We start from the raw sequence: 26,665 nt of genomic DNA on the forward strand, positions 1-26,665 counted from the left end.
AATTCGTTTCAGGATCAAAAAAAAAATTATGATTAAAGCAGCCAAAAGGTTAGAGACAGTTCAGGAATACTATTTTTCTAAAAAATTAAGAGAAGTTAGAAGTTTAATTGCTGCAGGAAAACCAATTATCAATATGGGAATTGGGTCACCAGACTTACAACCACCAGCGCAAGTTTTAGAAGCAATTAAAGGAAGTTTGAATGATGTGAGCGCTCATAAGTATCAATCCTATCAGGGTTTACCTGAATTAAGAAATGCAATTTCTGCTTTTTATAAAGATAAGTTTAATGTAGTTTCTAACCCAGAAAATGAGGTGCTGCCTTTAATGGGAAGTAAGGAAGGAATCATGCACATTTCTATGGCATTTTTAAATGAAGGCGATAAAGTTTTAATTCCGAACCCTGGATATCCAACATATACATCTGTAACAAAATTAGTGGGTGCAGCACCTTTATTTTACAATTTAGATGCGGCTAATAATTGGCAACCAAATTTTGAGGAATTAGAAAGTCAAGATTTATCAGAAGTAAAAATTATGTGGGTAAATTACCCTCATATGCCAACAGGTACAAATGCAACTTTAGAAACGTTTGAAAAGTTAGTTGCATTCGGAAAAAAACATCAGATTTTAATTATAAATGATAATCCGTATAGTTTTATTTTAAATGATAAACCTATTAGCATTTTACAAGTAGAAGGTGCAAAAGACATTGCTTTAGAATTAAATTCTTTAAGTAAAACTTTTAATATGGCAGGTTGGAGAGTTGGTATGGTTTTAGGAAATGCGACTTTTATCAACGAGATCTTAAAAGTAAAAAGTAATATGGATTCTGGTATGTTTTACGGAATTCAAAAAGGAGCAATAGAAGCATTACAATTATCTGATGATTGGTTTTTAGCGCAGAATAAAATATATGCAGAACGTAGAAACCTTATTTGGCAATTAGCAGACAGGCTAAACGCTACGTATACTAAAAATTCAACAGGATTATTTGTTTGGGCAAAAATACCTGAAGGAAAAAAATCAGAAGAAGTTACAGATTCAGTTTTATATGATAAGGATATTTTTATAACTCCCGGAACCATTTTCGGATCTCAAGGAGAAGGATATATACGTTTCTCATTATGTGTAACTTCAGAAATAATTAAAGAAGCAATTAACAGGGTTTCAGCTATTGGCAATTAACCATTAGCAAAAGAGGAATAGCTAATAGCAAAAAGCTAAAGGCGAAAAGCGCAAGAAATGAAAAATATATACATGATTGGTATTGGTTTAATAGGCGGTAGTTTTGCTATCGACATTAAAAAAAACAATCCAAATGCTGTTATTCACGGAATTAGCAGAAAAGATGAAACCTTAAATAAGGCGTTAGAATTGAATCTAATTGATGAAAAAGCAACTTTAGATGATATAAAAAATGCAGACTTAGTAATTGTTTCAATTCCTGTAGATGCCACTGTAAAATTATTACCAACTATTTTAGATAAAATCTCTGAGAATGGTTTAGTAGTGGATGCTGGCTCAACAAAAGAAGCAATTTGTAAGGCCGTTGAACATCATCCAAAAAGAAGAAATTTTTTAGCATGTCATCCAATTGCAGGTACAGAGAAATCTGGACCAACAGCTGCAATTTCTGGCTTATACGTTGGAAAAACGAATATTATTTGCGAAGTTGAAAAAACAACTTTCAAGCTTCAAGAGAAAGCATTAAAGCTTTTTACAGACATTGGAATGCGTATTAGATACATGGATCCTGTTTCTCATGATAAGCATATTGCGTATGTTTCGCACTTATCTCACATTAGTGCATTTATGTTGGGTAAAACGGTTATCAATAAAGAGAAAAATGAACGCGATATTTTTGACATGGCAGGTTCAGGTTTTGAATCAACAGTTCGTTTGGCAAAAAGTTCACCAGCAATGTGGACACCAATTTTTAAACAGAATAAAGAGAATGTTATAGAGACATTAGAAGAATATATTAACAATCTTCAACAATTTAAAGAGTTGATGATAAAAGGCGATTTTGAAGCAATCTATAAAGAAATGGAAAGCACAAATCACATAAAGCAAATATTAAACGGCATAAAATAATAAGCCAAAACAAGTAGAAAAATGGAAAATACAAAAGAATTAAGAACATGGTTGGATGATATGAATTTAGAGCATCCTCTAGTAATAGCAGGGCCTTGTAGTGCAGAAACCGAAGAGCAGGTTTTAAAAATTGCACACGAATTAAAAGATTCTGATGTAAGTTATTTCCGAGCAGGAATTTGGAAACCAAGAACAAGACCAGGAATGTTTGAAGGTGTTGGAGAAATTGGTTTAAGATGGTTAAAGAAAGTAAAAGAAGAAACAGGTATGAAAACCTGTACAGAAGTTGCAAATGCAGCACACGTAAAATTAGCAATTGAAAACGATGTTGATTTATTGTGGATTGGTGCACGTTCTACAGTATCTCCTTTTATCATGCAAGAAATTGCAGATGCTTTAGCAGGAACAGATAAAATTGTATTAGTTAAAAACCCAGTAAATCCAGATTTAGCTTTATGGTTAGGTGGTATCGAAAGATTATATACTGCAGGAATTAAAAATCTTGGAGCAATACACAGAGGGTTTTCTACCTATGAGAAAACAAAATATAGAAATACACCAGAATGGCAATTAGCTATTGAATTTCAAAATAGATTTCCAGATTTACCTTTAATCAACGATCCATCTCATATTACAGGAGATAGAGAAATGATTCAAGATGTTTCTCAAATAGCTTTAGATTTAAATTTTAATGGTTTAATGATTGAAACTCATTTTGACCCTGAGAATGCATGGAGTGATGCTGCCCAGCAAGTTACACCAACAAAGTTAAAGTCTATAATGGAAGAATTAAAGATTAAGAAATTAACAGAAACAGCTTCTGGTTACAGAGAACCTTTGGAAAACTTAAGAGCTCAAATTAACATTGTAGATGACCAGTTAATTGATTTGTTAGGCAAGAGAATGCAGGTTGCAGATAAAATTGGCGCTTTAAAGAAAGATCAAAACGTTGCTGTTTTACAGTCTAGACGTTGGAATGAAATTCTTGGGAACATGATTTTAGAAGGTGATAGCAAAGGTTTAAGTGAAGAGTTTATTTTAAAAATGTTTAAAGCAATTCACCAAGAATCTATCAATCATCAAGAAAAGGTTATTAACGGATAATTTTTGGGCGTTACTTTATCCTGAAGGCGTTCAGGATAAAGTCAGGCTTTCATTACTCACTTTTTTTGTTTTTTAAGAAACAAAAAAGAGTTCAGACAAACCATTCAATCCTTAACGCAAAGCGCAACCTTAAAAGGAAGTTCTTTAAAAATTACGAATAAAATATAAAGATCCTTCAAATTTTACTACTTGAAGGATCTTTTTAATTTAAGTGAATATTTTATACATTTCTATGAATAAAAAAACTGCCAATTGGCAGTTTTTTTGGGTACAAAACTATTTTATTTTGTGTAAGGAATTCTTCTAGAAACTTTTCTCATTAAAACATTAATTAAATCCTGTGCATCAGAACCAAGAGATCCTTTAACTTTTTTAAGATAATTAACTACTAATTCATCATCTGTAGTACTTGTGAAATCCATATTCATAGTTGCACTATTTGTAGCAAATAATCCTCCAGTTAAAACAGCTAATCCTATAGCAGCGCCATTAGACATTGGTTTAGATGTTTCATAAGAGCCGGTAATTATAGTTTCTACACCTAGTATCTCTCCTAATTCACTTGGTAAATATTCATCATATGAATGAATGTCAATTCCACTTTTTTTCAATAATGCATTCGTTCTTTTTGGGTTTTGAACTTCAACAAGTAATGTACCTCTTTTTTTTCTTGTTAAAAACCATGTATACATTGCTTTTTGAATATCTAGTGATTCATTTTTCCCCATTTCAATTATCTGTTCAGAAGTAAAGTCTTTTAATTGTTTTGGTCTTAATTTTACTTGAACATTTAAAGGTAAAATAGCTATTTTTTTTGTGTTTGCAACATATGTTTTAGCATCAGGATGAACATATAATTTCGTTTGTGCATTTGCTACATTGATACAGATTACAAGAGTAAATAAAGTAATTAATTTTTTCATAATAATTTTTTAAGTTTAGTAGTAAATATAAGGATTAAAATTTATGGAGTAAAGAACTAGTTTTAAAGGGGTTTTATGTTTCCAGTAATTCCAGATAGTTTAACTTAATAACTCCTTAAGTTTTTTCATGACGATTTTCTTATAAAATTGAAAATCACTCAAACTCACATTGTCTTTTTTATTTTAAATTCGTAATTTATTCTCATCTTTGTACTAATGAAAGGAATTGTTTATAAATCTACAGGAAGTTGGTATCATGTAAAATCTGCAGATGGTGATTTTCATCAGTGTAGAATTAAAGGAAAATTTAGAATAAAAGACATTAAAAGCACAAACCCTATTGCAGTTGGTGATAAGGTGGTTTTTGATTTAGAGAAAAAAGGAGATGAAGAAACGGGCGTTATAAAAACTATTTTAGATAGAGATAATTTTATAGTTCGTAAATCTGTAAACCTTTCTAAACAAACGCATATAATTGCAGCAAATATAGACCAAGTGTTTTTGTTAATTACAATTAACAACCCACCAACATTAACCACTTTTATAGATCGTTTTCTAGTTTCTACCAGAGCGTATAGAATAGACACTATTTTGGTTTTTAATAAAATAGATTCTTACCAAATTGAAGAACGTGCAGAGATTTTATACCTTAAAGATATCTATGAAAAAATTGGGTATAGATGTGTAGAGGTTTCTGCTACAGAAAGTATAAATGTAGATAAGATTAAAGAAATGATGCTGGGTAAAACATCTATGTTTGTTGGCCATTCTGGAGTTGGTAAATCTACTTTGGTCAATGCCATAGAACCTTCTTTAAATTTAAAAACCAAAGAAATTTCTGATCAACATAGCCAAGGAAAGCATACAACCACCTTTGCCGAAATGTTCGATTTAAGTTTTGATGCAAGAATTATAGACACACCAGGAATTAAAGGTTTTGGTGTTGTAGATATAGATAAATACGAATTAGGAGATTATTTTCCAGAGTTTTTTAAACTGAAAGAACATTGTAAATTTAATAATTGTATTCATGTTAAAGAACCAAATTGTGCAGTTAAAGAAGCCTTAGAGGCTGAAGAAATTTCTTGGTCTCGTTATAAAAGTTACTTACAGATTATAGACGGCGAAGAAGAAAACTATAGAACAGATATTCGTAATCAAGAAGAGAACGAGTAAAATGAAAGTTGTTATTCAAAGAGTTTCTGAAGCAACTGTAACTATTAATAAAGTAAAAGTTGCAGATATTAAAAAAGGACTTCTACTTCTTTTAGGTATTGTTGAAGCCGATACGCAAGAAGATATTAATTGGCTGGTTAGAAAAATTGCAAATCTTAGAATTTTTAATGATGAACAGGGTGTAATGAATGCATCCTTATTAGAGATCGATGGAGACGTTATTGTTGTGAGTCAGTTTACGTTGCATGCATCAACAAAAAAAGGAAATAGACCTAGTTATATTAAAGCAGCAAAACCACCAATTGCCATTCCTTTGTATGAAAACTTTGTAGCAACTTTAAAAAAGGAAATTAATAAAAAAGTGCAAACAGGTCAGTTTGGAGCAGACATGAAAGTGGCATTGATAAATGATGGACCTGTTACTATTAGCATAGATTCTAAAAATAAAGAATAAGCTGTATGTATTATTTTGATATACATACACATAGTGTCTCTTTAGATGAAAATGTGTTTTCAATTTTAAATAAATATCCAAATTCTTCAGATTTTTCAAACCCTTTTTCTATAGGAATTCATCCTTGGTTTATACAAAAAGCAACTTTAGAAAAAGAACTTTTAATTGTAGAAGAAAAATTAGAATTAAAAAATTGCTTCGCTTTAGGAGAATGTGGTTTAGATAAAATGATTGAAGTAGATTTTAACCTTCAAGTTGTCGTTTTTAAAAAGCAAGTAGTACTTTCAGAAAAATATCAAAAACCCTTAATTATACATTGCGTAAGAGCGATTCAAGAAATTATTCAACTTAAAAAAGAGTTGCAACCTAAACAGAAATGGATATTTCATGGTTTTAATAAGAACCTACAAGTTGCTGAAGATGTATTAAAAAACGGATTTGTATTGTCTTTTGGGGCAGCAATTATCAAAAACAAAAAACTACAAGAAGTAATTTCTGAAATTCCGTTAGACGTTGTTTTGTTAGAAACAGATGATTCTAAAATAACAATTAAAGAAGTTTATCAAAAATTATCAGAAATAAAAAAGATAGAAGTTGAAGCACTTCTAAAAAAAATACATCAAAATTTTAATAAAATATTTATAAGATGAGTTGGTTAGAACGCACAGAGTTATTAGTGCAAAAAGAAGGATTAGAGAAATTAAAAAAAGCCAATATTTTAGTTGTTGGTTTAGGAGGCGTAGGTTCTTATGCAGCAGAATTTATTGCAAGAGCAGGTGTACATAAAATGACGCTTGTAGATGGCGATGTTTTTGATGAAACTAATAAAAATAGACAATTACCTGCATTAAACTCTACAATTGGTTTGCCTAAAGTAACCGTTTTGGCAAGTCGATTAAAAGATATAAATCCAGCTATTGAACTTACCCTTTTAGAAGAATTTTTATCACCAGAAAGAGCGTATGAAATTGTATCAAAAGAATATGATTATGTATTGGATTGCATAGATAGTATTACGCCAAAAGTTAATTTACTAGTTGCTGCAAGAAGAAAAAAAGTTAAAATTATTAGCTCAATGGGAGCAGGAGGAAAGTTAGATGCAACTAAAATTAGAATAAAAGATATAAGTAAAACAAGAAACTGTACAATGGCACGTGTTTTACGTAAAAGATTAAAAGAACGGAAAGTAAATAAAGGTATAAAAGCGGTGTATTCTGAAGAATTTCAAATTTCTGAAAGTGTAAAAATGACAGATGGTACCAATTTTAAAAAATCATATTATGGTACAATTAGTTATATGCCAGCGGCTTTTGGTTTACAAGCAGCAGCTCATGTTATTAATTTTATCATAAAAAGTAATAAATAGTTTCCAGGGAAAATAAATTAATGTATATTTGCCATGGAAAATAAATAAGTCAAAAATTAAATCAAACAAAAATGAAAAAAATAATCTTATCATTAGTAGTAGTAGCATCAGTTTTAACGGCATGCAAACAAAATAAAAAAGAAAAAGTAGACGTTAAAGAAGCTGTAAAAGTAGTTGTAAATGTTGACGAATTAAATAATGTAGACGCAACATCTTCTGTGTTAACATGGATAGGAACAAAACCAACAGGAGCACATAATGGAACTGTAGCTTTAAAAAGTGGAGGTTTACTTGTAGAAAATGGTAAATTAACTCAAGGAGTATTTGTTATAGATATGAGTACTATTACAAATGTAGATATGGCTGGAGCTGATGGAGCAGGAAAAATAGAAGGTCATTTAAAATCAGCAGATTTCTTTGATGTAGCTGCATATCCAACTGCAAAATTTGTAATTACTTCTGTAGTGGAAGCTGAAGGGAAATTAGCAGTTACTGGTAATTTACAAATTAAAGATGTTACAAAGAGTATTACAATACCTGCAATGATTTCTGAAGAAGGTGGAGTAACTACTTTTAAAAGTGATGTTTTTAACGTTGACAGAGCAGATTTTAATGTAAAATATGGTTCTAAAAGATGGATAGAAGGCTTAAAAGATAAGTTTATAAATGACTTAATGGAAATGTCTTTTGAAGTAAAAACGAAAGCATAATTCTTACGCTTATAAACCCTAATACTATAAATTTAAAAATCACTATAAATATGAAACTTAAGAAAGCAGATAGACCTTGTGGATGTGGAAATACGCAAGACCCAAACGGGTATTGTGACGGATCACATGCAAATAAATAATGTACTATTTATTTAAAGAAGAATAATTTAAAAACCCAAAACGAAAGTTTTGGGTTTTTCTTTTTAGTTATTTATTAAGAGGGAAAACCAAGCATATTTCCCATTCCTACAGTAAACAACCAGCAACCATAAATACTATGTTCAATAGAAACTAGTAAAGTTGATTTAGACTTTTTAAAGGTGATTGCAAATAAAATTCCACCAATAAAAGTAAGTAGCAGCACCAATGTGTTTTTAAAAAATAAATGAGTCAAAGAGAATAATAGGGCATTTATAAAAATAAATAATTTTTCATTTTTAAATAAGTGTTCATAGCGTTTAAAAAAGAAAGTTCTGTAGAGTAACTCCTGGGGATACACTGAAAATAAAGAATAAAAGAGTAAAATTAGCACCCATAATTTGGGTTTGTTAAGCATCACCGTAAAGAGATTTTTTGCATCTGTAAACCAAACAAAAAGTGATGTGATAACCATAATAATTAATAATTTAATGATTGTTGATTTCCAAAAGGCTTTCCAATTGATATTTTTTTCAATTTCAATTTTAATTTTTTCAATTTTAAACAACACATAAATAATATAGCTAAAACCTAAAATACCAATTACTAATTTTAAAATAGGTGCATAATTAAATGCAAAACTTAAAGGGATTAGAACAAAAATTATTAAAAGCTCAAGAGACTTATAGCGGGTAGATTGCATTTTTTATAGGTTTATAGCGGTTGTGTTTTTTACTTGTTCAATAGCAAAAGTACTGTGTGTGCTTCCAATATGTTTAATAGCGGTTAGTTTTGTTACCATAAAACCTCGATATTCATCCATGTCTTTTACATAGATTTTTAAGATGTAGTCATAATCTCCACTTACGTGAAAACATTCAGAAACTTCTTCCAATTTTAGAATTTCACGCTCAAACGTAGTTACATATTCTTTAGAATGTTGAATTAATTTTACATGACAAAAAACCAAAAAAGACTTTTCAATTTTATGTTTGTTGATGATCGCAACATACTTGTTAATCACCTTTTGATTTTCTAATTTCTTAATACGCTCATAAATAGCCGTTACAGATAAATTGAGTTGTAAAGACAACTGTTTTGTAGTTTGTTTGCTATCATTTTGTAATAAATTGATGAGTTTCTTATCTGTAGCGTCTAAATGCATATTAAAATTTTTCTAAAAAATGATTTATAATGAATAATTATTAGTTTTTAAAACTAATAATTAAATCAAATTTAGATAAATAATCTATATTTTTTAATTTGTATTGATTTAATTTCTATGTTATTTAATTTTGTATAAAAATAAAACTAATAGTTATGAAATTCAACCCAGCAGATAATATTCAAGATTTACAATACTTTGGCGAATTTGGAGGTGTAAACCCATCAATTTCAGATTCATCTACTTATACTTTTTTATCAGCAAAAACAATGTTTGATACTTTTGAAGGAAATGCAGATGGTTGTTATCTATATTCACGTCATTCTACACCAAGTAATTTACATTTAGGAGGAGCTTTGGCCGCAATGGAAGGAACAGAAACTGCAAATGTTTCAGCTTCTGGTATGGGCGCAATTACGCCAGTTTTAATGCAATTATGCGGTGCTGGAGATCATATCGTATCTAGTAGAACAATTTATGGAGGAACGTATGCTTTTCTTAAGAATTTTATTCCAAGATTTAATGTAAAAACAACTTTTGTAGATATTACAAAATTAGCTATTGTAGAAGCAGCAATCACAAAAAACACCAAAGTTTTGTATTGTGAATCTGTTAGTAATCCGCTTTTAGAAGTTGCAGATATTGCAGGTTTATCCGCTTTAGCGAAAAAATACAATTTAAAATTAATTGTAGATAACACCTTTTCACCGTTATCTATTTCACCAGCAAAATTAGGCGCAGATATTGTTGTGCACAGTTTAACAAAATATATAAATGGTTCTTCAGATAGTGTTGGAGGTGTTGTTTGTGGTACACAAGAATTTATTAACGATTTACGAAATGTAAATGATGGAGCAAGCATGTTATTGGGTGCTACGATGGATAGTTTAAGAGCTTCATCAGTTTTAAAAAACATGAGAACGCTACATCTTAGAATGAAGCAACATAGTTATAATGCAACTTTTTTAGCAGATAAATTTGAAGTTGATGGGTTAAAAACGGTGTACCCAGGATTAACATCTCATCCTTCTCATAAACTTTTTAAAAAGATGATGAATGCAGAATATGGATTTGGCGGTATGTTAACAATTGATGTTGGTTCTTTAGAAAAAGCAAATGAATTAATGGAATTAATGCAGCACAAAAACCTTGGTAATTTAGCGGTAAGTTTAGGTTTTTATAAAACATTATTTTCTGCTCCGGGCAGTTCAACGTCATCAGAAATACCAGAAGATGAACAAAAAGAAATGGGCTTATCTAATGGTTTAATTCGTTTTTCTATTGGTTTAGATAATGATATTGAAAGAACGTATCAATCAATGAAGGCCTGTATGAAAGAAATAGGAGTTTTATAATTTCACTATAATGAATGAAGTAATCGCTTTCGGAATTTTATCTTTTACGTCTTTTTTTACGTTGATAAACCCATTTGGTACTATGCCAATTTTTATGACTATGACGGCAGACTTAGATAAAAGTCATAGAACAAAAACAGCACAAAAAGCAGCTATTGTTAGTTTTTTAACTATTATAGTTTTCGCTTTTTCTGGTCAGGTTTTATTTAATTTTTTTGGCATTTCTGTAAATAGTTTTAGAGTAGTTGGTGGTGTAATTTTCTTTTTAATGGGAATGGATATGTTACAAGCAAGACTTGGAAAAGTAAAAATGAAAGAGTCTGAAATTAAAACCTATGTAGATGATATTTCTGTAACACCCTTAGCAATTCCAATGATTTGTGGTCCTGGAGCAATGACAAATGCAATTGTTATGATGGAAGATGCAGATTCTATAGAGAAAAAAATAGCTTTAATATTAGGAGCTTTTGTTGTTATTTTATGTACCTATTTAATCCTTTATAGCGCTTCAAAAATTATAAAAATTTTGGGTCAAACAGGCATAAATGTTATGATGCGTTTAATGGGATTAATAGTAATGGTAATTGCTGTAGAGTTTTTCTTTAGCGGTTTAAAACCAATATTAATAGATATATTTAAATAGTTTTTAGGTAGAATTATTTTTTGGGCGTTACTTTATCCTGAAGGCGTTCAGGACCTAGTCAGGCTTTCGCACTCGCTTTTTTTTGTAGAAAAAACAAAAAAGAGCTCAATCAATTGCTCAATCCTTAACGCAAATTGCAATTCTAAAAATGAAGTAATTTAAAAGAATAAATTTTATTTTTTAGAACACACAGATTTTTATATGCTGTCTCTTCTAGTGTTTTTCTAAAGTTTAAAGAAAACTCTATCTAGTAGTTTTAGTTAGTAGTAAATAAAAATTAAATACCCCAAAAACGTTCTGTAAATTTAGAAAACTCCTCCTTATTAGGAGGAGTTCCGTTAAAAGGTAAAATATCCCATTTATTATTTCCAAAGAAAATGGTAAAATTAAAAACAGCAGTATTTAGATCATCAGGATTTAACATTGGGTAACGTAAATCTGTATATTTATATGTGCCAATTTTATCTTTTTTAGAAATGTGATAATAATTATTACTAAACCAAGCTAAGGTTTTTAAGTTTTCATCATTCATATCGATTAAATCATGATTTTTATTAATATGTATCATTTTTTCTGATGTAGAACTTTTGTCAAACAAAGAATAAAAAGCCAAATGATATTGCGTATCACTTTCTGCAACAGCATACCATAAAATATTATTTAGAATACTTGGTTGTGCAGAAAAACGATTCATGGAAACCCCTGCTTTTTTAAAGGATTTTTTAAAAACGGAATCTATATGCAATTTATTTCCAATAGTAAAAACCATGTAAAAAGAACTAATATAAATTCCGACTTTCGTCCATTTTAATCTTTTAAGGTTTGTTCTTTTATAGAATAATACAATTATCATACATATTAAAAAAGGTAAAGTATAAAAAGGATCCACTACAGAAATGTTATTAAAAGCAACTCTATAATCAGAAAAAGGTGCAAATAATTGCGTTCCATAAGGCGTAAAACAATCTAAAATAGGGTGTGTAAAAAGGGCTAAAAAGAAGAGCCAAATCCAACCTTTTAAGGTTGTAGTTTCTTTACGTTTCCCAGAATTGTATAGTTTAAAAGTGATGAATCCGAAGAAGAAACAACCTAAAATTGCAAATAAAATGGAATGCATAAATCCTCTATGAAAAGCCATTGCTTGTATTTCATTGTTGTATAAAAACTTTCCAATAAATACATCTAAATCTGGTATTGTTCCACCAATCGCACCAAATAATAATGCCTTGTTTCCAATTTTTTTACCAAGCGCAATTTCTCCACAGGCAGCACCTAAAACAATTTGAGTTAATGAATCCATAGAAGCAAATATAAGAAACACCCAAATGGCAATTAAGAAATGCTCATTTATTATGACACTTTTTACCTATTTGCATAGCTTCTTGTAAAATCGTAACATTACAGAACTAAAAACAGCGATCAATGCAAGACGATAAAAATCTATCAAAAATTAAAATTGAAGATCAGGAAATTATTAATAATAAGGAGCTAAGTATGACTGAAGCTATGATTCCTGTATTAATTTTGATGGGTTTATTGGCATATAATATTTTCTTTGCAGATGGAGCGTGGTTTGGAGATTATTCAAATCAATATATTTTATTAATAGGGGGTGTGATTTCTGCAATTGTAGGCTTTCTAAATAAAGTTTCTATAAATACAATGATTTCTGAAGTTTGGGAGAATTGGAAAAGTGTTTTTGTGCCAATTATGATTTTATTTTTAGTTGGTGCTTTGGCAGGAACTTGGTTGGTTAGTGGTATTATTCCTGCAATGGTTTATTATGGGTTACAAGTATTAAGTCCAGAAATATTTTTACCCGCATCGGTAATTATTGCAGCAATAATTTCTATTGCAACAGGAAGCTCTTGGACCACTTCTGCAACCGTTGGTATTGCTTTAGTTGGTATTGGAAGCGCATTAGGAATTCCTACAGGAATGATTGCTGGAGCTGTAATTTCTGGAGCTTATTTTGGAGATAAAATGTCGCCACTTTCAGATACTACAAATTTGGCGCCAGCAATGGCAGGAACAGATTTATTTACGCACATAAAATACATGTCTTATACAACGGTACCAACAATCATAGTTACATTAATTGTGTTTGCCTTTTTAAGTACAACAATAGATACAACTGGAAGTGCAGATATTAGTGGCTTATTAGCAACCATAAAAAGTACATTTAATATTACACCGTGGTTATTTGCGGTTCCTGTTGCAGTAATTGCAATGATTTTATTAAAGACAAAACCTTTAATAGCATTAGGAGTTGGAGTTTTATTAGCAGGAGTTTTTGCACTTGTCTTTCAGTCTGATGTTTTATCAACTTTGTCAGATTCTAGTTTTAAAGCTCTTATGTCTTCAGTTTTAACAGATACTCAAATACAAACAGATGATGCTAAATTAACAGAGTTGTTTTCTGCTGGAGGAATGAATGGAATGATTTGGACCATCTTTTTAATAATTTGTGCAATGGTTTTTGGAGGAATTATGGATGCAATTGGCGCATTGGCAAAAATAACAAAAAGCTTACTTTCTGTTGCTAGTTCTGTTTTTGGTTTGTTCGCAAGTACAGTTGTAAGTTGTTTAGGATTAAATTTGATTGCTTCAGATCAGTATTTAGCAATTGTAATTCCAGGTAAAATGTTTAAAAAAGCCTACGAAGATAAAGGCTTAGCACCAGAAAATTTAAGTAGAACTTTAGAAGATTCTGGTACTGTAACATCTGCATTAATACCGTGGAATACTTGTGGAGCATATCAATCTAGTGTTTTAGGAGTTGATGTAGCAGACTATTTTATGTATGCTATTTTTAATTGGTTAAGTCCATTTACTACATTGTTGTTTGCAGCTCTAAATATTAAAATTAGACAATTAGTTAAAAAATAAAATGATAATTCCTGCAACTCTTTCTGATGCAAAAAGTCTAACAGATATAGCCTTAAAATCGAAATCTTTTTGGGGGTATTCTAATGAACAATTAGAAAGTTGGACAGATGAATTAACTGTTTCTGAAAATATGATTGAAGAAATGTTGGTCTTTAAATTTCTTGAAGTAGATGAAGTTGCAGGGTTTTATATTTTAAATCAACCAAAAAATCAAACAATTGAATTAGAATTTTTGTTTGTATTACCAAAATTTATTGGCTTAGGCATTGGTAAAAAATTAGTGCAACACTCATGTGATACAGCTTTAGAATTAGCATGTAAATCTATAAACTTATTAGCAGATTTAAATGCGGAGAGTTTTTATAAAAGCCAAGGTTTTAAAACTATTTCTCAAAAAGAAAGTACTGTTTTTAATCGTTTTTTACCTGTGATGGAAAAAGATTTAGTACGATAGATAGTATTAAAAGAAGCCATGGAGAACCATGAAGTAAAACATCAAACCAATCCATAAACTGCATCGCGTTTTCTCCAGAAAAAGCACCTCCACCAAAAAGCCATTTAATTTTTCCAACAATATGTGGTGGGCTAAAAGGCGCTAAACCTAAAGTTAAGCTTGCTATTAAAAAGAGTTTCCAATTATTTTTAAGTTGTTCTTTCATTTATTGTCAAGGTTAATAATTTTAAAGCTTCAAAATTTACTTTATATATAAATGCGCAATTTTTTTACATTACTTTCCACATTTGTGGATTAAATAAACCAATTCCAAACTAACCCAAAACGAATAACAAAATCTCTGTAAGGATAATTTGGCGCTGAGAAATAATTTTTTTCTGAAAAACTAGAAGTTACATTATCAATTTTAAAATACAATCTTGTTCTTCTAACTTGAGCATTAAAGAAAACATCAAAAGTTGGGTAGCCAATCTCTTCATCGTTTTGTAATGTAAATTCAGCTAATAAAGGATTGTAAGCGTTTGCATTGTATTTTGTGAAGTATTTAAAAGTAGCTCCTATTTGCACCAACATTGGCTTTCCTTTAAACCAATAATCCATATAGTACAACGTGTTTCTAGTTGTAAATTCAGGAACCCTAAAAACAGTACTTCCGCTACTTACGTTTTGATACATAAGCGTATTATCCAACGCAAATTTACCAACTTTAAATTCACGATTTACTTTTAGTTTTAAATATGCAATTTGATCCGTAAATTGTTGTGGAGCACTACTCTCATCAAAATACGTATAATTGTCAATATTTGTAAAATTTAAAGCTGCATTTATCCATTTCGAGTTAAAAGTGAAACCTAAATCTCTAGTGTTTACATTGCTAAAATCATTTTGCCAATTATAATCATCATATTTACTTTGGTGTAATAAGGTATTAAAATTTGCCGATTTAGAACTAATCAATAAACTTCCTTTTACACTAAAAAGACTGTCTTTTTCATAAAAAGCTTCCCCTTTTAAAAAGTTACCAGATAATCTACTATTTCCTGGAGTTATAGATGCATCTGCATTTAACTGAAATTTTTTAATTTTTGCATTCCAATCTGCACCAAAAGAAATGGCTTTTCCTTTTAATGACAATTTATTAATACTACTATTACTATTTAAAATGGTGTCATAACCATAAGAGTATTGAGTAAGGTTTGTTTTAGCTTTAAATTTTCCAAGAACATATTTAGAGTTAAATTCTAAATTAAACTCATTATTTAAAATTTTATTTGTTGCTTCTTTATTATCTGCACTAGCATCATTTATATCACCAAAAATAGCTGTAGTAGCTGTACGTTGTGTAAAGTTGTAACTTTTAGTTTCACTAGTAAAAACGTGTCCAATCTTTAAGTTACTAAAGTCCTTTTTACTAATAGAATCTTTATTGGCTAACAATTTATAACTATGCTCAAAATAAACTCTTGTACCATCAAATTGATTTTCTGCATCCGTTAAATTAACATCTAAACGAGATCTTGTATCAAAATTAGGGTTTTCAGTTATAAAGTTTTCTAAAGCAACTGCGTCTAAACCTCCATTTTCTTGATTAAAAAAATCTTGCTTGGTTAAATGGCCACGAATTTCGTATTGATTTTCTTTAGTTCTGTAATGAAAAGCACCTCTAAAATTACCATTACTAGCTAAAGCTCTTCTATATGCACCTAAAGAACGGAGTCCTTTATAAGAAAGAGAAACATTTAATCTCTTTGAAAAATTAACAGTAAATAACGCATCTAAAACTTGCCCTTGTTGTAAGCCAGTTCTATAAAGAATCTCTGTTGTTGGTGTAGGAACTTCATAGTATTTTATTTCATCAATATCTAAATAACTAAACTGTTTTGCGGTAAAACCAATATCTGGTAGTTGCTTAATGTTATTAAAGCTGTACCCTAAATTATTAAAAGCCTGTCCTTGATTATGGAAAGCCAATAACTCAAAATTATCAGTTCTTAAATAATTAAATTTATACTCTTTTTTAATTGTTAAAGTAGTGTCTATATAGGTTGTGTCTCTTTTGTGGGAGAAAATTTTGTAGTCTGTATATTTTGTTTTCCCAGATAAAACAACCTTGGTAAAACCTGTATTTCTTAAGGTATCAATTTTACCATTTGCACCTACAAATGTATTCTCTCTCTTGGCACCTGTGCCTAATTTTCTTTGAGAGTAAACACTATTTAGTACAAAGCCAAATAATACAAAGGTTAAAAAAACTGTTTTTTTCATTCCAAATTTTAACAAACACAAATGTAAAATAATTAAACGAAAAGAATTGGTAATAAGTATGATGAAATCTAATAATTTATAATTCTTCTTATAGTTTTTTAAAAATTCATTAGAATTTTAATTTCTATAAAATTTCTGCTGAACTAGGTTGGTTCGTAGGAATCTAAAAAGGAAAAATTTTCTTTTCTTTGTCGCATGTTAAAATCAAATTTTAGTGGCTTCTGTTTAGAAGCAGGCACAGATGAAGCCGGTAGAGGTTGTTTATGTGGACCAGTTGTAGCTGCAGCTGTAATTTTACCAGAGAATTTTGCCCATCCGTTTTTAAATGATTCTAAGCAATTATCAGAAAAAAAGAGAGAAGAATTACGTCCTTTTATAGAAGAAAATGCACTTGCTTTTGGGGTCTCTTTTGTTTGGCAAGAAGAAGTTGATGAAATTAATGTTTTACAAGCATCAATTACTGGTATGCATAGATCTATAGAAGCTCTTAAAATAGTACCTGAGTTTATAATTGTAGATGGAAATAAGTTCAGAAATTATAAAGAAATTCCTTACGAAACAATTGTAAAAGGAGATGCTAAATTTATGAGTATTGCAGCAGCTTCTGTATTGGCAAAAACGTATAGAGATGAATATATGCAGAAAATTCATAACGAGTTTCCTATGTATAATTGGTCTAAAAATAAGGGTTATCCTACGAAAGAACATCGAAATGGAATTCGTGAATTTGGTGCAACAATTCATCATAGAAAAACCTTTAAACTATTGCCAGAACAAATTAAATTAAAGCTATAGGGTGAAAAACAACTACTTTTTTAGTAGCTATTTCCTGCTTGTAATTTATCTTGAGCGAAGTCTAGAGGTTATCTCTTTTAAGCTGAATTTAGTTCAGTACCTGCTCCTTCTTTCAAACATATTTTTTAACTTAACTGACACTGAAACGAGTTCAGCATAAAAAGGTTAAAAATAGCAACAGATATTTGAACGGTTGCAATCAGGGTTAAAATTACTTACTTACTTTTAGAAATCTCATTCATTTATTCTATAATTATTTAAATACTTCCACTATTTTTACGAACTCAATTTTAGATAATGATTAAAAAGACACGCGCAGAAATTACCAAATGTATACTTCATAAAGTAGCCAATAAGTTTAATAGCGGAAGCAATGTTTTTTCAGAAGATTTAATTCGTTTCGATCAAGAAAGTTACGATTTAATGAAAAACTTTTTATTAAAACCTTTTGGTGGTTTAACACAGAGTTATCGTTTTTCTCATCATGCAGATGTGCGTTTAAATGAATTGAATAACTATGCTTCAGAAGTTTTTAAAGAAGAAAGCTCATTTGTAGAATATTCTAAAAACATTGTAAATCATTTATATGAGCAATCTAATTCTGCACAAATAAAAACAGGTGATGTCTTAATTGTTTTTATTGAAGGAATAGAATATAAAGATGTGTTAACAGAAGCAATTGGTGTTTTTAAAATTGAAAATAAAGTAGACTTTTTCCAAAGTTATTTAGATGATAATCAGAATTTTGATGTCGTTGTTCAGAAAGGAATTAGTACAAAAAGAATAGATAAAGGCTGTTTAATTTTAAACACTTCAGATACAGAAGGTACTGTTGTTTTGTCTGTAGATAACAACAATTATGATGCTCAATATTGGATTAAAAACTTCTTGAGTGTGAAATTAGCAGATGATTATAATTCTCATACACAAAGTTATTTAGAAATGTGTAAAGAGTTTTCAGAAGAGGTAATTAAACCCGAACTTGGTATGCAAGAACAGGGTAACTTCTTAGCAAATACGGTAGATTATTTTAAAGAAAATGAAGCTGTAGATTACGCTACTTTTAAAGACGAAGTTTTTGAAGAAGAGAAACACAAAGAACAGTTTGATGAATATAAAAAACATTTCGAAACTTTAAACGATGTATTAATCAGAAATAATTTCGATGTTTCTGGTGTTGTTTTAAAGAAAGAAAAAAACAAGCTAAAAACAGAAATTAAGCTAGACACAAATATTGTTATAAAATTAGATGTAGATGCGCCAGATGCAGCATCAGAATATTTAGAGAGAGGTTATGATGAAGAGAAAAAAATGAAATTTTATAAAGTATATTTCAACGAAGAAAAATAGATTTAATTGTTATTTTGAGGATACATACATGAAGTGGTAACCTGTTTTTGTAATGTAGTTAGATATGAGGTTACTTCATTCTTTATAATAACAATAGTTACATTATTTCGTTTAAAAAAAGGAATCTCATATTTAAGAAACTATATATTCTTCTACTTCAAATAAAGTTTTAAAGTGTTTTAAGATCTTTTCTTTTACTTCTATTACGTCTACTTTCTCACCTAGTTCAACTTCCATAGAAGTTACAGCTTTTCCTCTAATTCCACATGGAATAATATTATCAAAATAACCTAAATTGGTGTTTGCATTCAGTGCAAAACCATGCATTGTTACCCAGCGTGAAGAACGAATTCCCATAGCGCAAATTTTACGAGCAAATGGAGTGCCAACATCTAACCAAACACCAGTTTCTCCATTACTTCTTTCGCCTTTTAAACCATATTCTGCTATGGTTAAAATAATAGTTTCTTCTAATAAGCGTAAATATTTATGAATGTCTGTAAAAAAGTTTTCCAAATCTAAAATAGGGTAACCAACAATTTGTCCAGGACCATGATACGTAATATCTCCTCCTCTATTTATTTTGTAAAAAGCAGCTTCCTTTTCTTTAAGTTGCTGTTCGTTAAGTAGTAAGTTGCTTAAGTCACCACTTTTCCCTAATGTATAAACGTGTGGGTGCTCTACAAACAAAAAATAATTTTCTGTTTTTTTGGCATGATTATTTCTTCTGTTATCAATCTTTACGTCTACAATTTTTTGCAATAGTTCAGATTGGTAATCCCAGGTTTCTTTGTAATCTTTAACAGATAAGTCTTTTAGTAGTATGTTTCTATTCATAATCTCGACAACAAAGGTAAATATTTGTTTATATTTGAATACTACAACTTCTATTTTAAATTATACTTCATGAAAATTAGAGTAACCTTTATTTTTGTATTTATTACGTTTTTTATGTCTCTGGGAGAGGTTAACGCTCAAAAAGTTTGGAAAAAACTAGAGAATACTAATTCTTTATTACAAAGAAAAGAAATTCATAAAATTAAAAATCTTCCTTCTAAGTATAAATTATTGTCATTAAATATTAATAAATTAAAAACGGACTTAAAGAAAAAACATCAAATTATATCATTGCCAAATGAGAAAGGAGAATTGTTGAGGTTTCGTATTAAAGAGACTTCAAATTTTGAGTCTAATTTGTCTTTGAAATTTCCAACAATAAAATCCTATTCAGCACAAGGTATAGATGACCCTTCATCTGTGGCTAAAATTAGTGTTGGTATAGACGGCTTTCATGCAGTTGTATATTCTGGAAAAGAAAAAACGGTATATATAGACCCTTATTCAAAAGACAATAAAGATTATATTGTTTATAAGAGAAGTGATCTAGGTAAAGATGAAAAAGAATTTGAATGTCAAGTAGAAGAGGTGGTAAATGAAAATTTACAACGAGATAATTTGGCTAGAAATGCAAACGATGGAAAACTAAGAACTTTTCGTTTGGCATTGGTTTGTAGTGGAGAATATGCGCAATTTCATTTAACAAGACAGGATGTGCCTGCATCTGCAACGGACGCAGAAAAGAAAGCAGTTGTTTTATCGGCAATGAATACTTCATTAACTAGAATTAATGGAATTTACGAAAGAGATTTATCTGTAAAAATGGTTTTAGTAGCTAATAATGAAGAAGTAATTTTTTTAGATGCTGCAACAGATGGAATTTCAGATGGAGATCCTAATACAATGCTTGATGAAGTTCAAGCTATTTGTGACACAAAAATCGGAAATGCTAATTATGATATCGGTCATATTTTTAGTGTTGGAGGAGATGGTTTAGCAGGTGGAGGTGTAGTTTGTGTTCCAGGTCAGAAGGCAAAAGGAGTAACTGGTAGAAGTGAGCCTGTTGGAGATGCCTATGATGTAGATTATGTAGCGCATGAAATTGGCCATCAGTTTGGTGCTAATCATACTCAAAATAATGATTGTAATAGAAATAATGTAACAGCTGTAGAGCCAGGAAGTGCATCTACAATTATGGGGTATGCAGGTATTTGTTTACCAAACGTACAAAACCAAAGTGATGATTATTTTCACTCTATAAGTATCACTGAAATGTGGAATACCATTCAATCTTCTGCAAATTGTGCTACGTTAACAGATACGGGTAATTCAGGACCAATAGCGAATGCAGGATCTGATTATAGCATACCAAAATCTACTCCTTTTGTTTTAAAAGGAGTAGCAACAGACGTTGATGGTACTTCTAGTTTAACTTACAATTGGGAACAGATAGATAATGAAGTTGCATCAATGCCACCTTTATCAACAAATACAGTAGGACCATTGTTTAGATCATTGCCATCTAAAGTAGTACCAAATAGATATTTACCAGAATTAGCAACAATTGTTGCAGGTAATACATCTACAACTTGGGAGGTTTTGCCATCTGTAGCAAGAGACATGAGTTTTTCTTTTCTTGTAAGAGATAACAATGCAGGAGGAGGAAGTACAGCTAGAGATGATATGGAAGTTACGGTAACAGCAGCAGAAGCATTTGTTGTTTTAACGCCTAATTCTTTAGTTAATTGGGACACAGGTTCTACACAAACAATTACATGGAATAAAGGAACAACAGATATAGCTCCTATAAATTGCCAAAATGTAAATATTAAATTATCTATAGATGGAGGCTTAACTTTTCCGATAACTATAAAATCGAATACTCCAAATGATGGAACGGAGGATGTTGTTATTCCAGATAATGCAACAACTACCGCTAGAATAATGATAGAAGCTGCAGACAATATTTTTTATAATGTAAATTCAATAGATTTTACAATAAATTCTACTTCTCCAACATTTTTAATGAGTAACACAAGTGGAATTCAATCTGCATGTAATTCAGGAAATGAAACAGTTAGCTATGTTTTAAATTTTGATTTTTTAAATGGTTTCTCAGAAGCTGTAACTTTTACTACAACTGGTCAACCTTCTGATGCCACTATTTTTTTTACACCAAATTCTATAAATAATAGTGGTGATGTAGTTATGGAGGTTTCTAATTTAGATGGAATAACACCTCAAAATTATACGATTAACATTAAAGCAGACGCAACAACAGTTAGCCAAAACATCGATGTTGAATTAAATTTAACAACTTCTACTTTTGACTTGTTAACATTAATAGCACCCGTAAATGGAGCAACAGGTGTTGCTTTGTCAGAAGAATTAAAATGGGATGCGGATTCTAATGCTGTTTCTTATGATGTACAAGTAGCTTCAGATAATAATTTTAGTTTCGTTATATCTAGTGGAAATGTTACCACAAATTCATATTTTCCAAATGATCTTTTAGGAGATACAACTTATTATTGGAGGGTAAAGGTTAAAAATAATTGTGGTGAAGGTTCTTACTCTAGTATTTTCAGTTTTACAACTTATACGCCTTCTTACTGTACTTCAACTTTTACAGATGAAGCAGGGGGTTCTGAACACATAACCAATGTAACTTTTAATACAATTAATAATACTTCTCATAATGATCTTGAAGATGGTTATGAAGATTTCACAAACACAAACACAACAGTAATGCAAGGCGATACTCATCAAGTAAGTGTCACTTTTGATACAGTAGGCTATCAAGACCATTGTTATGTGTTTATTGATTGGAATCATGATTATATTTTTGATAAAACAACAGAAAGATATGATTTAGGAACAGAAGTAGATAATGTAGCAACTGTAAGTTTTACTATTACTGTGCCCAGTGATGCTAAATTAGGTAATACAAGAATGAGGGTTGTTATAGAGTATGATGATCCTACTGATGGGTTTGGTGATGGTGCTTGTGATGAAGATCATTTAACAGAATGGGGTGAAACAGAAGATTACACTCTTATAGTAGATAGTCTTGTTTCAGTTGAAGATTTTTCTTTTGAAGGTTTTAATTTATATCCAAATCCTTCAAATGGAGCGTTTAATTTAAATTTTCAAGTGGTAGATACAGACAGAGTTATTGTTCAATTATTTGATATTACAGGAAGGTTAATTGGCGAGAAAAATTATTTAAATACAAAAAATAACTTCTCTAAAAAGATCTTTTTTGATAAGACATCTCCTGGTCTATATTTAGTAAGAGTTAAAAATGGAGTTAAACAAACTACAAGAAAACTTATTATTAAGTAACTTGTTTTTATAAAAGTAAAAAGCCTCATCAAATTTGATGAGGCTTTTTTATGTATGTAAAAAATTGATTTTTCTTATCCTAAGAAAGGGTATTTATAATCTATAGGAGATACCAATGTTTCTTTTATCAATCTAACAGAAGTCCAACGTAATAAATTTTGCGCAGAACCCGCTTTGTCATTTGTTCCAGAAGCTCTAGCTCCTCCAAAAGGTTGTTGACCAACAACTGCGCCAGAAGGCTTGTCATTAATATAGAAGTTTCCTGCTGCATTTTCTAATGCTTTAGAAGCTTTCTCAACAATATATCTGTCTTTCGAAAAGATAGCTCCTGTTAATGCATATTCTGAAGTTTCATCAACTAATTTTAATGAAGCTTCCCATTCAGCATCTTCATAAACATAAACCGTCATTACAGGTCCAAATAACTCTGTACACATTGTTGCGTACTTTGGAGAATTACTAACAATTACAGTTGGTTCAATAAAGTATCCAACAGATTTGTCATGGTTTCCACCAACAATTATTTCAGCATCTTTATCTGTTTTTGCTGCATCTATATAACTTGCAATTTTATCAAAAGAACCTTCATGAATAACTGCATTTACAAAGTTTGAAGTATCCTCTGGAGACCCCATTTTTAGCTCACTAGTTTGTGCAATTAAATGTTTCTTAACCTCCGGCCAAAGTGACGCAGGAATGTAAGAACGTGAAGCTGCAGAACATTTTTGACCTTGATATTCAAAAGCTCCTCTTGTCATTGCAGTAGCAACTTGTAAAGGATTTGATGAATTGTGTACCCAGATAAAATCTTTTCCACCAGTTTCTCCAACAATTCTTGGATATGTTTTATAGGTATGAATATTGTTTCCTATTTGTTTCCATAACTCTTTAAAAACATGCGTAGAACCTGTAAAGTGTAATCCAGAGAAATCTGGAGAAGCTAATACCGTATCAGAAATCATAACAGGATCTCCATAAACAACATTAATAACACCATCTGGTAAACCAGCTTCTTTAAATAAGTCTACAATTACTTGTGCAGAATACGCTTGATGATCAGAAGGTTTCCAAACAACAACATTACCCATTAAAGCTGCTGCTGCAGGTAAGTTTGCTGCAATAGATGTAAAGTTAAAAGGAGAAATTGCATATACAAACCCTTCTAGTGGTCTATACTCAACTCTGTTCCAAACGCCTGCGGAAGATGTTGGCTGATCTTTAAAGATATCAGTCATGTATTCTACGTTAAAACGGAAGAAATCAATCATTTCACAAGCAGCATCAATTTCAGCTTGATATACATTTTTAGATTGTGCAATCATAGTTGCAGCATTCATTCTTGCTCTATAAGGACCCGCTAATAATTCAGCAGCTTTTAAGAAAATAGCTGCACGTTCCATCCAACTTACGCTAGACCAAGCTTCTCTTGCTGCTAAAGCAGTAGAAATTGCAGTATCTACATGAGATTTATCTGCAGTATGATATTGTCCAACAACATGTTTATGATCATGTGGAGGAGTAATGTTTTTTGTGTTTCCAGTTCTAACTTCTTCACCATTAATATGCATAGGCACATCAATATTGCTGTTAAACATGGTTTTATATGTTGCTAACAACTCTTCTCTCTCAGGAGAGCCAGGAGCATATCCTTTAACAGGCTCATTTACTGCTTTTGGAACTTTAAAAAATCCTCTTGCCATATTCTATGTTTTTAAAAATTAAATCGACTTATTATAAGTCTCAAAGTTACAATTTTTGTTTTAATAAATTTCCCCGATATTTAATGTCTTTTATTGTAGTAAATTCAGTAATAAGAGTGAAATTTGAAACTTATTGTAATTAGGTAAATCTATATATGTGTACAGTAACCTTTCTCCCTTTAGGAAATAATGATTTTATTTTAACATCTAATCGTGATGAAACTCCTTTAAGAAAAACAATTCCTCCAACTTCTTATGATGAGAATGGTGTGGAGTTAATATATCCAAAAGATGAATTGGCAGGAGGAACTTGGATTGGTATTAGTGATAAGAAAAGATTGGTTTGTTTGCTAAATGGAGGATTTGAAAAGCATCAGAGAAATCAATATTATAAAATGAGCAGAGGAGTTATTGTAAAAAAGGTACTTTCTGCTGATGATGGAATTGATTTTATTAATGATTTTGATTTTACAGAAATTGAACCTTTTACAATTGTTTTGGTAGATTGGGAAAATAAAATAGAAACCTATGAATTTGTGTGGGATGGAAAAATAAAACATATAACCAAACTAGAACAAGAACCTAAAATTTGGTCTTCATCTACTTTATATGCAGATGAAATGAAAACCTTAAGAAAAGAGTGGTTTGTAAATTGGTTAAATAATAATAATGAGTTTCATCAAGATAAAATACTTGAATTTCATCAAAATGAAAAATTAGGAACTCCAGATATTTCTTTAAAAATGAAACGCTCTTTTGTGGAAACTGTAAGTGTAACTTCGGTAAAGAAAATAGCATCAGCAATAGAGATGACTTACTTAGATTTACTAACAACTAATAAAGTGCAAAAGAAATCAATCCAACAATAACAGCACCAATAATAGAAATTAAAAGATAGGTAAGGTTGAGTAATATGAATTTTATAAGGGTTTTAAAATAACCTTGTTGATAAAACTTATGCATGGCTATCAAAAGATACATTAAAAACAAGATTGTAAAAACCCATAATTGTGGTTTTGCCCCAAATAGTTCTACTAAAAAGTAAATAGATAAAAGCATAAAGAACACGGTTTGTGTGTGAAACACAAAAACCAGATGATCTACATATGTGTATTTTCTTCTGATATAAAATAATTTTAAAAATAGGGTGAAGAAGGGTAAAAACACAAATAATGCTACGGAACCATAAGAGAGCAATTGGCTAATAAATTGTTCTTGACTTTCTGCTTCATCAATCAAAGAATTAATCACTTTTGCTCGGCTATAGATAAACCTATTAAGGAATGTTTTGTTTTTTTGAAGGCTATCTAAAGCTTCATCTATATTTATTTTAGGATGTTTTTTTTGAAATTTTAAATAATCTTGAATTTGAAGGCTGCCAAAATTAATTTTATTTTTAGGAACTTTTTTTGTAGAATCTTCGGCTTCTTCAATAACTTTACCTACAATTTCTTTTCTTTTGACAGCGTCTAAAGGAATCCTAGAGTTTTTAAGTTCTTTATTAACAGTTTTTTTTAACGAGTCTATATCAACAGCTTTAAAAACGTCATCAGTTTCAAAAGAAATTACCCTCGATTGTTTTTTTTCAGTGCCGTTTTTCAGTTCTTTAAATTTATCGATGCTTTTAGAGAGCCCTAAGATTAAAAAGAATAGAATAGAAACGGTTAAATAAAAACGAAAAGGATTTGAGTAGCGCTGTCTTTTTCCATCAACATAGTCTCTAGAAACTTTACCAGGCTTTATTAAAAGTGGAATTATTGTATTCCAAAATTTTGCATCAAAATTGAACAATCCATTAAAAATTTCATGAATAAAATTTTTAAAAGTAATTTTGTTTCCTTTGTTAGCTTGTCCACAATCTGGACAGAATTTTTCTTGCCCACTAAATGGGTGTCCACAGT

25 protein-coding genes are annotated in these 26,665 nt (G+C 30.3%); 16 read left to right on the forward strand and 9 right to left on the reverse strand.

Features of this window, described 5'->3' with window-relative positions; genetic code table 11:
• Window positions 1–28: 28 nt before the first annotated feature.
• The 3 genes from BTO04_RS12150 to BTO04_RS12160 are packed head-to-tail and all read left to right on the forward strand — an operon-like array spanning window position 29 to window position 3,199.
• Window positions 29–1,186 carry a pyridoxal phosphate-dependent aminotransferase gene (locus tag BTO04_RS12150; protein ID WP_087564752.1) on the forward strand — a complete coding sequence of 386 codons (1,158 nt, stop codon included), beginning with the start codon at window positions 29–31 and terminating at the stop codon, window positions 1,184–1,186.
• A 57-nt stretch (window positions 1,187–1,243) separates the two neighbouring features.
• Window positions 1,244–2,095, forward strand: a complete 852-nt coding sequence (locus BTO04_RS12155; protein ID WP_087564753.1) for a prephenate dehydrogenase — start codon at window positions 1,244–1,246, stop codon at window positions 2,093–2,095.
• A gap of 21 nt (window positions 2,096–2,116) precedes the next feature.
• Window positions 2,117–3,199 carry a bifunctional 3-deoxy-7-phosphoheptulonate synthase/chorismate mutase type II gene (locus BTO04_RS12160; RefSeq protein ID WP_087564754.1) on the forward strand — a complete coding sequence of 361 codons (1,083 nt, stop codon included), beginning with the start codon at window positions 2,117–2,119 and terminating at the stop codon, window positions 3,197–3,199.
• A 281-nt stretch (window positions 3,200–3,480) separates the two neighbouring features.
• Here the strand turns inward: BTO04_RS12160 and BTO04_RS12165 are convergent, their stop codons facing one another.
• Entirely contained in the window at window positions 3,481–4,122 is a 642-nt protein-coding gene (locus tag BTO04_RS12165) for a hypothetical protein (protein ID WP_087564755.1), read from the reverse strand.
• 216 nt (window positions 4,123–4,338) lie between these two features.
• On the opposite strand from BTO04_RS12165, the gene rsgA reads away from it, so the two are divergent.
• The 5 genes from rsgA (at window position 4,339) to BTO04_RS12190 (ending at window position 7,828) form a co-directional block, all read left to right on the forward strand.
• Window positions 4,339–5,298, forward strand: coding sequence for a ribosome small subunit-dependent GTPase A (gene rsgA / locus BTO04_RS12170; RefSeq protein WP_087564756.1), 960 nt, complete (start codon window positions 4,339–4,341; stop codon window positions 5,296–5,298).
• A gap of 1 nt (window position 5,299) precedes the next feature.
• Entirely contained in the window at window positions 5,300–5,752 is a 453-nt protein-coding gene (gene dtd / locus BTO04_RS12175; RefSeq protein ID WP_087564757.1) for a D-aminoacyl-tRNA deacylase, read from the forward strand.
• A 5-nt stretch (window positions 5,753–5,757) separates the two neighbouring features.
• A complete protein-coding gene (locus BTO04_RS12180) occupies window positions 5,758–6,402 on the forward strand; it encodes a TatD family hydrolase (protein WP_087564758.1) in 645 nt (214 codons plus the stop codon).
• Complete coding sequence (locus tag BTO04_RS12185) at window positions 6,399–7,118, forward strand: ThiF family adenylyltransferase (protein WP_087564759.1); 720 nt, start codon at window positions 6,399–6,401, stop codon at window positions 7,116–7,118. The genes BTO04_RS12180 and BTO04_RS12185 overlap by 4 nt, the downstream gene beginning before the upstream one ends.
• 71 nt (window positions 7,119–7,189) lie before the next feature.
• Complete coding sequence (locus BTO04_RS12190; protein WP_087564760.1) at window positions 7,190–7,828, forward strand: YceI family protein; 639 nt, start codon at window positions 7,190–7,192, stop codon at window positions 7,826–7,828.
• Window positions 7,829–8,042: 214 nt separating this feature from the next.
• Here the strand turns inward: BTO04_RS12190 and BTO04_RS12195 are convergent, their stop codons facing one another.
• Entirely contained in the window at window positions 8,043–8,669 is a 627-nt protein-coding gene (locus tag BTO04_RS12195; RefSeq protein ID WP_087564761.1) for a CPBP family glutamic-type intramembrane protease, read from the reverse strand.
• 3 nt (window positions 8,670–8,672) lie between these two features.
• Entirely contained in the window at window positions 8,673–9,131 is a 459-nt protein-coding gene (locus BTO04_RS12200; RefSeq protein WP_087564762.1) for an Lrp/AsnC family transcriptional regulator, read from the reverse strand.
• A 155-nt stretch (window positions 9,132–9,286) separates the two neighbouring features.
• On the opposite strand from BTO04_RS12200, the gene BTO04_RS12205 reads away from it, so the two are divergent.
• The gene (locus BTO04_RS12205) at window positions 9,287–10,486 is read left to right on the forward strand and encodes an aminotransferase class I/II-fold pyridoxal phosphate-dependent enzyme (protein ID WP_087564763.1); all 1,200 of its coding nucleotides are present in this window, start codon (window positions 9,287–9,289) and stop codon (window positions 10,484–10,486) included.
• A 10-nt stretch (window positions 10,487–10,496) separates the two neighbouring features.
• Window positions 10,497–11,129 (forward strand): MarC family protein, encoded by a 633-nt coding sequence (locus BTO04_RS12210; protein WP_087564764.1) that lies wholly within the window; start codon window positions 10,497–10,499, stop codon window positions 11,127–11,129.
• A gap of 277 nt (window positions 11,130–11,406) precedes the next feature.
• Here the strand turns inward: BTO04_RS12210 and BTO04_RS12215 are convergent, their stop codons facing one another.
• Window positions 11,407–12,429, reverse strand: coding sequence for a metal-dependent hydrolase (locus tag BTO04_RS12215; protein ID WP_087564765.1), 1,023 nt, complete (start codon window positions 12,427–12,429; stop codon window positions 11,407–11,409).
• A 122-nt stretch (window positions 12,430–12,551) separates the two neighbouring features.
• On the opposite strand from BTO04_RS12215, the gene nhaC reads away from it, so the two are divergent.
• Together nhaC and BTO04_RS12225 are read left to right on the forward strand one after the other, a co-directional pair.
• A complete protein-coding gene (gene nhaC, locus BTO04_RS12220; RefSeq protein WP_087564766.1) occupies window positions 12,552–14,018 on the forward strand; it encodes a Na+/H+ antiporter NhaC in 1,467 nt (488 codons plus the stop codon).
• Window position 14,019: 1 nt separating this feature from the next.
• A complete protein-coding gene (locus BTO04_RS12225; RefSeq protein ID WP_087564767.1) occupies window positions 14,020–14,472 on the forward strand; it encodes a GNAT family N-acetyltransferase in 453 nt (150 codons plus the stop codon).
• Here BTO04_RS12225 and BTO04_RS12230 read toward each other — a convergent pair.
• A complete protein-coding gene (locus tag BTO04_RS12230; protein WP_087564768.1) occupies window positions 14,429–14,677 on the reverse strand; it encodes a hypothetical protein in 249 nt (82 codons plus the stop codon). The genes BTO04_RS12225 and BTO04_RS12230 overlap by 44 nt on opposite strands.
• A gap of 89 nt (window positions 14,678–14,766) precedes the next feature.
• Complete coding sequence (locus tag BTO04_RS12235) at window positions 14,767–16,737, reverse strand: putative porin (RefSeq protein WP_087564769.1); 1,971 nt, start codon at window positions 16,735–16,737, stop codon at window positions 14,767–14,769.
• A gap of 195 nt (window positions 16,738–16,932) precedes the next feature.
• On the opposite strand from BTO04_RS12235, the gene BTO04_RS12240 reads away from it, so the two are divergent.
• Both BTO04_RS12240 and BTO04_RS12245 read left to right on the forward strand, forming a co-directional pair.
• Window positions 16,933–17,532 carry a ribonuclease HII gene (locus BTO04_RS12240; protein WP_087564770.1) on the forward strand — a complete coding sequence of 200 codons (600 nt, stop codon included), beginning with the start codon at window positions 16,933–16,935 and terminating at the stop codon, window positions 17,530–17,532.
• Window positions 17,533–17,829: 297 nt separating this feature from the next.
• The gene (locus tag BTO04_RS12245; RefSeq protein ID WP_087564771.1) at window positions 17,830–18,882 is read left to right on the forward strand and encodes a nucleoid-associated protein; all 1,053 of its coding nucleotides are present in this window, start codon (window positions 17,830–17,832) and stop codon (window positions 18,880–18,882) included.
• 132 nt (window positions 18,883–19,014) lie between these two features.
• On the opposite strand, the gene lipB is transcribed toward BTO04_RS12245, so the two are convergent.
• On the reverse strand, window positions 19,015–19,719 hold the full coding sequence (lipB, locus tag BTO04_RS12250) for a lipoyl(octanoyl) transferase LipB (protein WP_087564772.1): 705 nt from the start codon (window positions 19,717–19,719) through the stop codon (window positions 19,015–19,017).
• Window positions 19,720–19,788: 69 nt separating this feature from the next.
• On the opposite strand from lipB, the gene BTO04_RS12255 reads away from it, so the two are divergent.
• The gene (locus BTO04_RS12255) at window positions 19,789–23,064 is read left to right on the forward strand and encodes a zinc-dependent metalloprotease family protein (protein ID WP_232455901.1); all 3,276 of its coding nucleotides are present in this window, start codon (window positions 19,789–19,791) and stop codon (window positions 23,062–23,064) included.
• Between the two features lie 74 nt (window positions 23,065–23,138).
• Here the strand turns inward: BTO04_RS12255 and pruA are convergent, their stop codons facing one another.
• The gene (pruA, locus tag BTO04_RS12260; protein ID WP_087564773.1) at window positions 23,139–24,764 is read right to left on the reverse strand and encodes an L-glutamate gamma-semialdehyde dehydrogenase; all 1,626 of its coding nucleotides are present in this window, start codon (window positions 24,762–24,764) and stop codon (window positions 23,139–23,141) included.
• A gap of 155 nt (window positions 24,765–24,919) precedes the next feature.
• Here pruA and BTO04_RS12265 point away from each other — a divergent pair, with 155 nt between their 5' ends.
• Window positions 24,920–25,633, forward strand: a complete 714-nt coding sequence (locus BTO04_RS12265) for an NRDE family protein (protein WP_087564774.1) — start codon at window positions 24,920–24,922, stop codon at window positions 25,631–25,633.
• Here the strand turns inward: BTO04_RS12265 and BTO04_RS12270 are convergent.
• Window positions 25,599–26,555 (reverse strand): DUF3667 domain-containing protein, encoded by a 957-nt coding sequence (locus BTO04_RS12270; protein WP_157662463.1) that lies wholly within the window; start codon window positions 26,553–26,555, stop codon window positions 25,599–25,601. The genes BTO04_RS12265 and BTO04_RS12270 overlap by 35 nt on opposite strands.
• Window positions 26,556–26,665: the final 110 nt, after the last annotated feature.

The organism is Polaribacter sp. SA4-10, from assembly GCF_002163835.1.
In the GTDB taxonomy this organism is placed as follows: domain Bacteria; phylum Bacteroidota; class Bacteroidia; order Flavobacteriales; family Flavobacteriaceae; genus Polaribacter.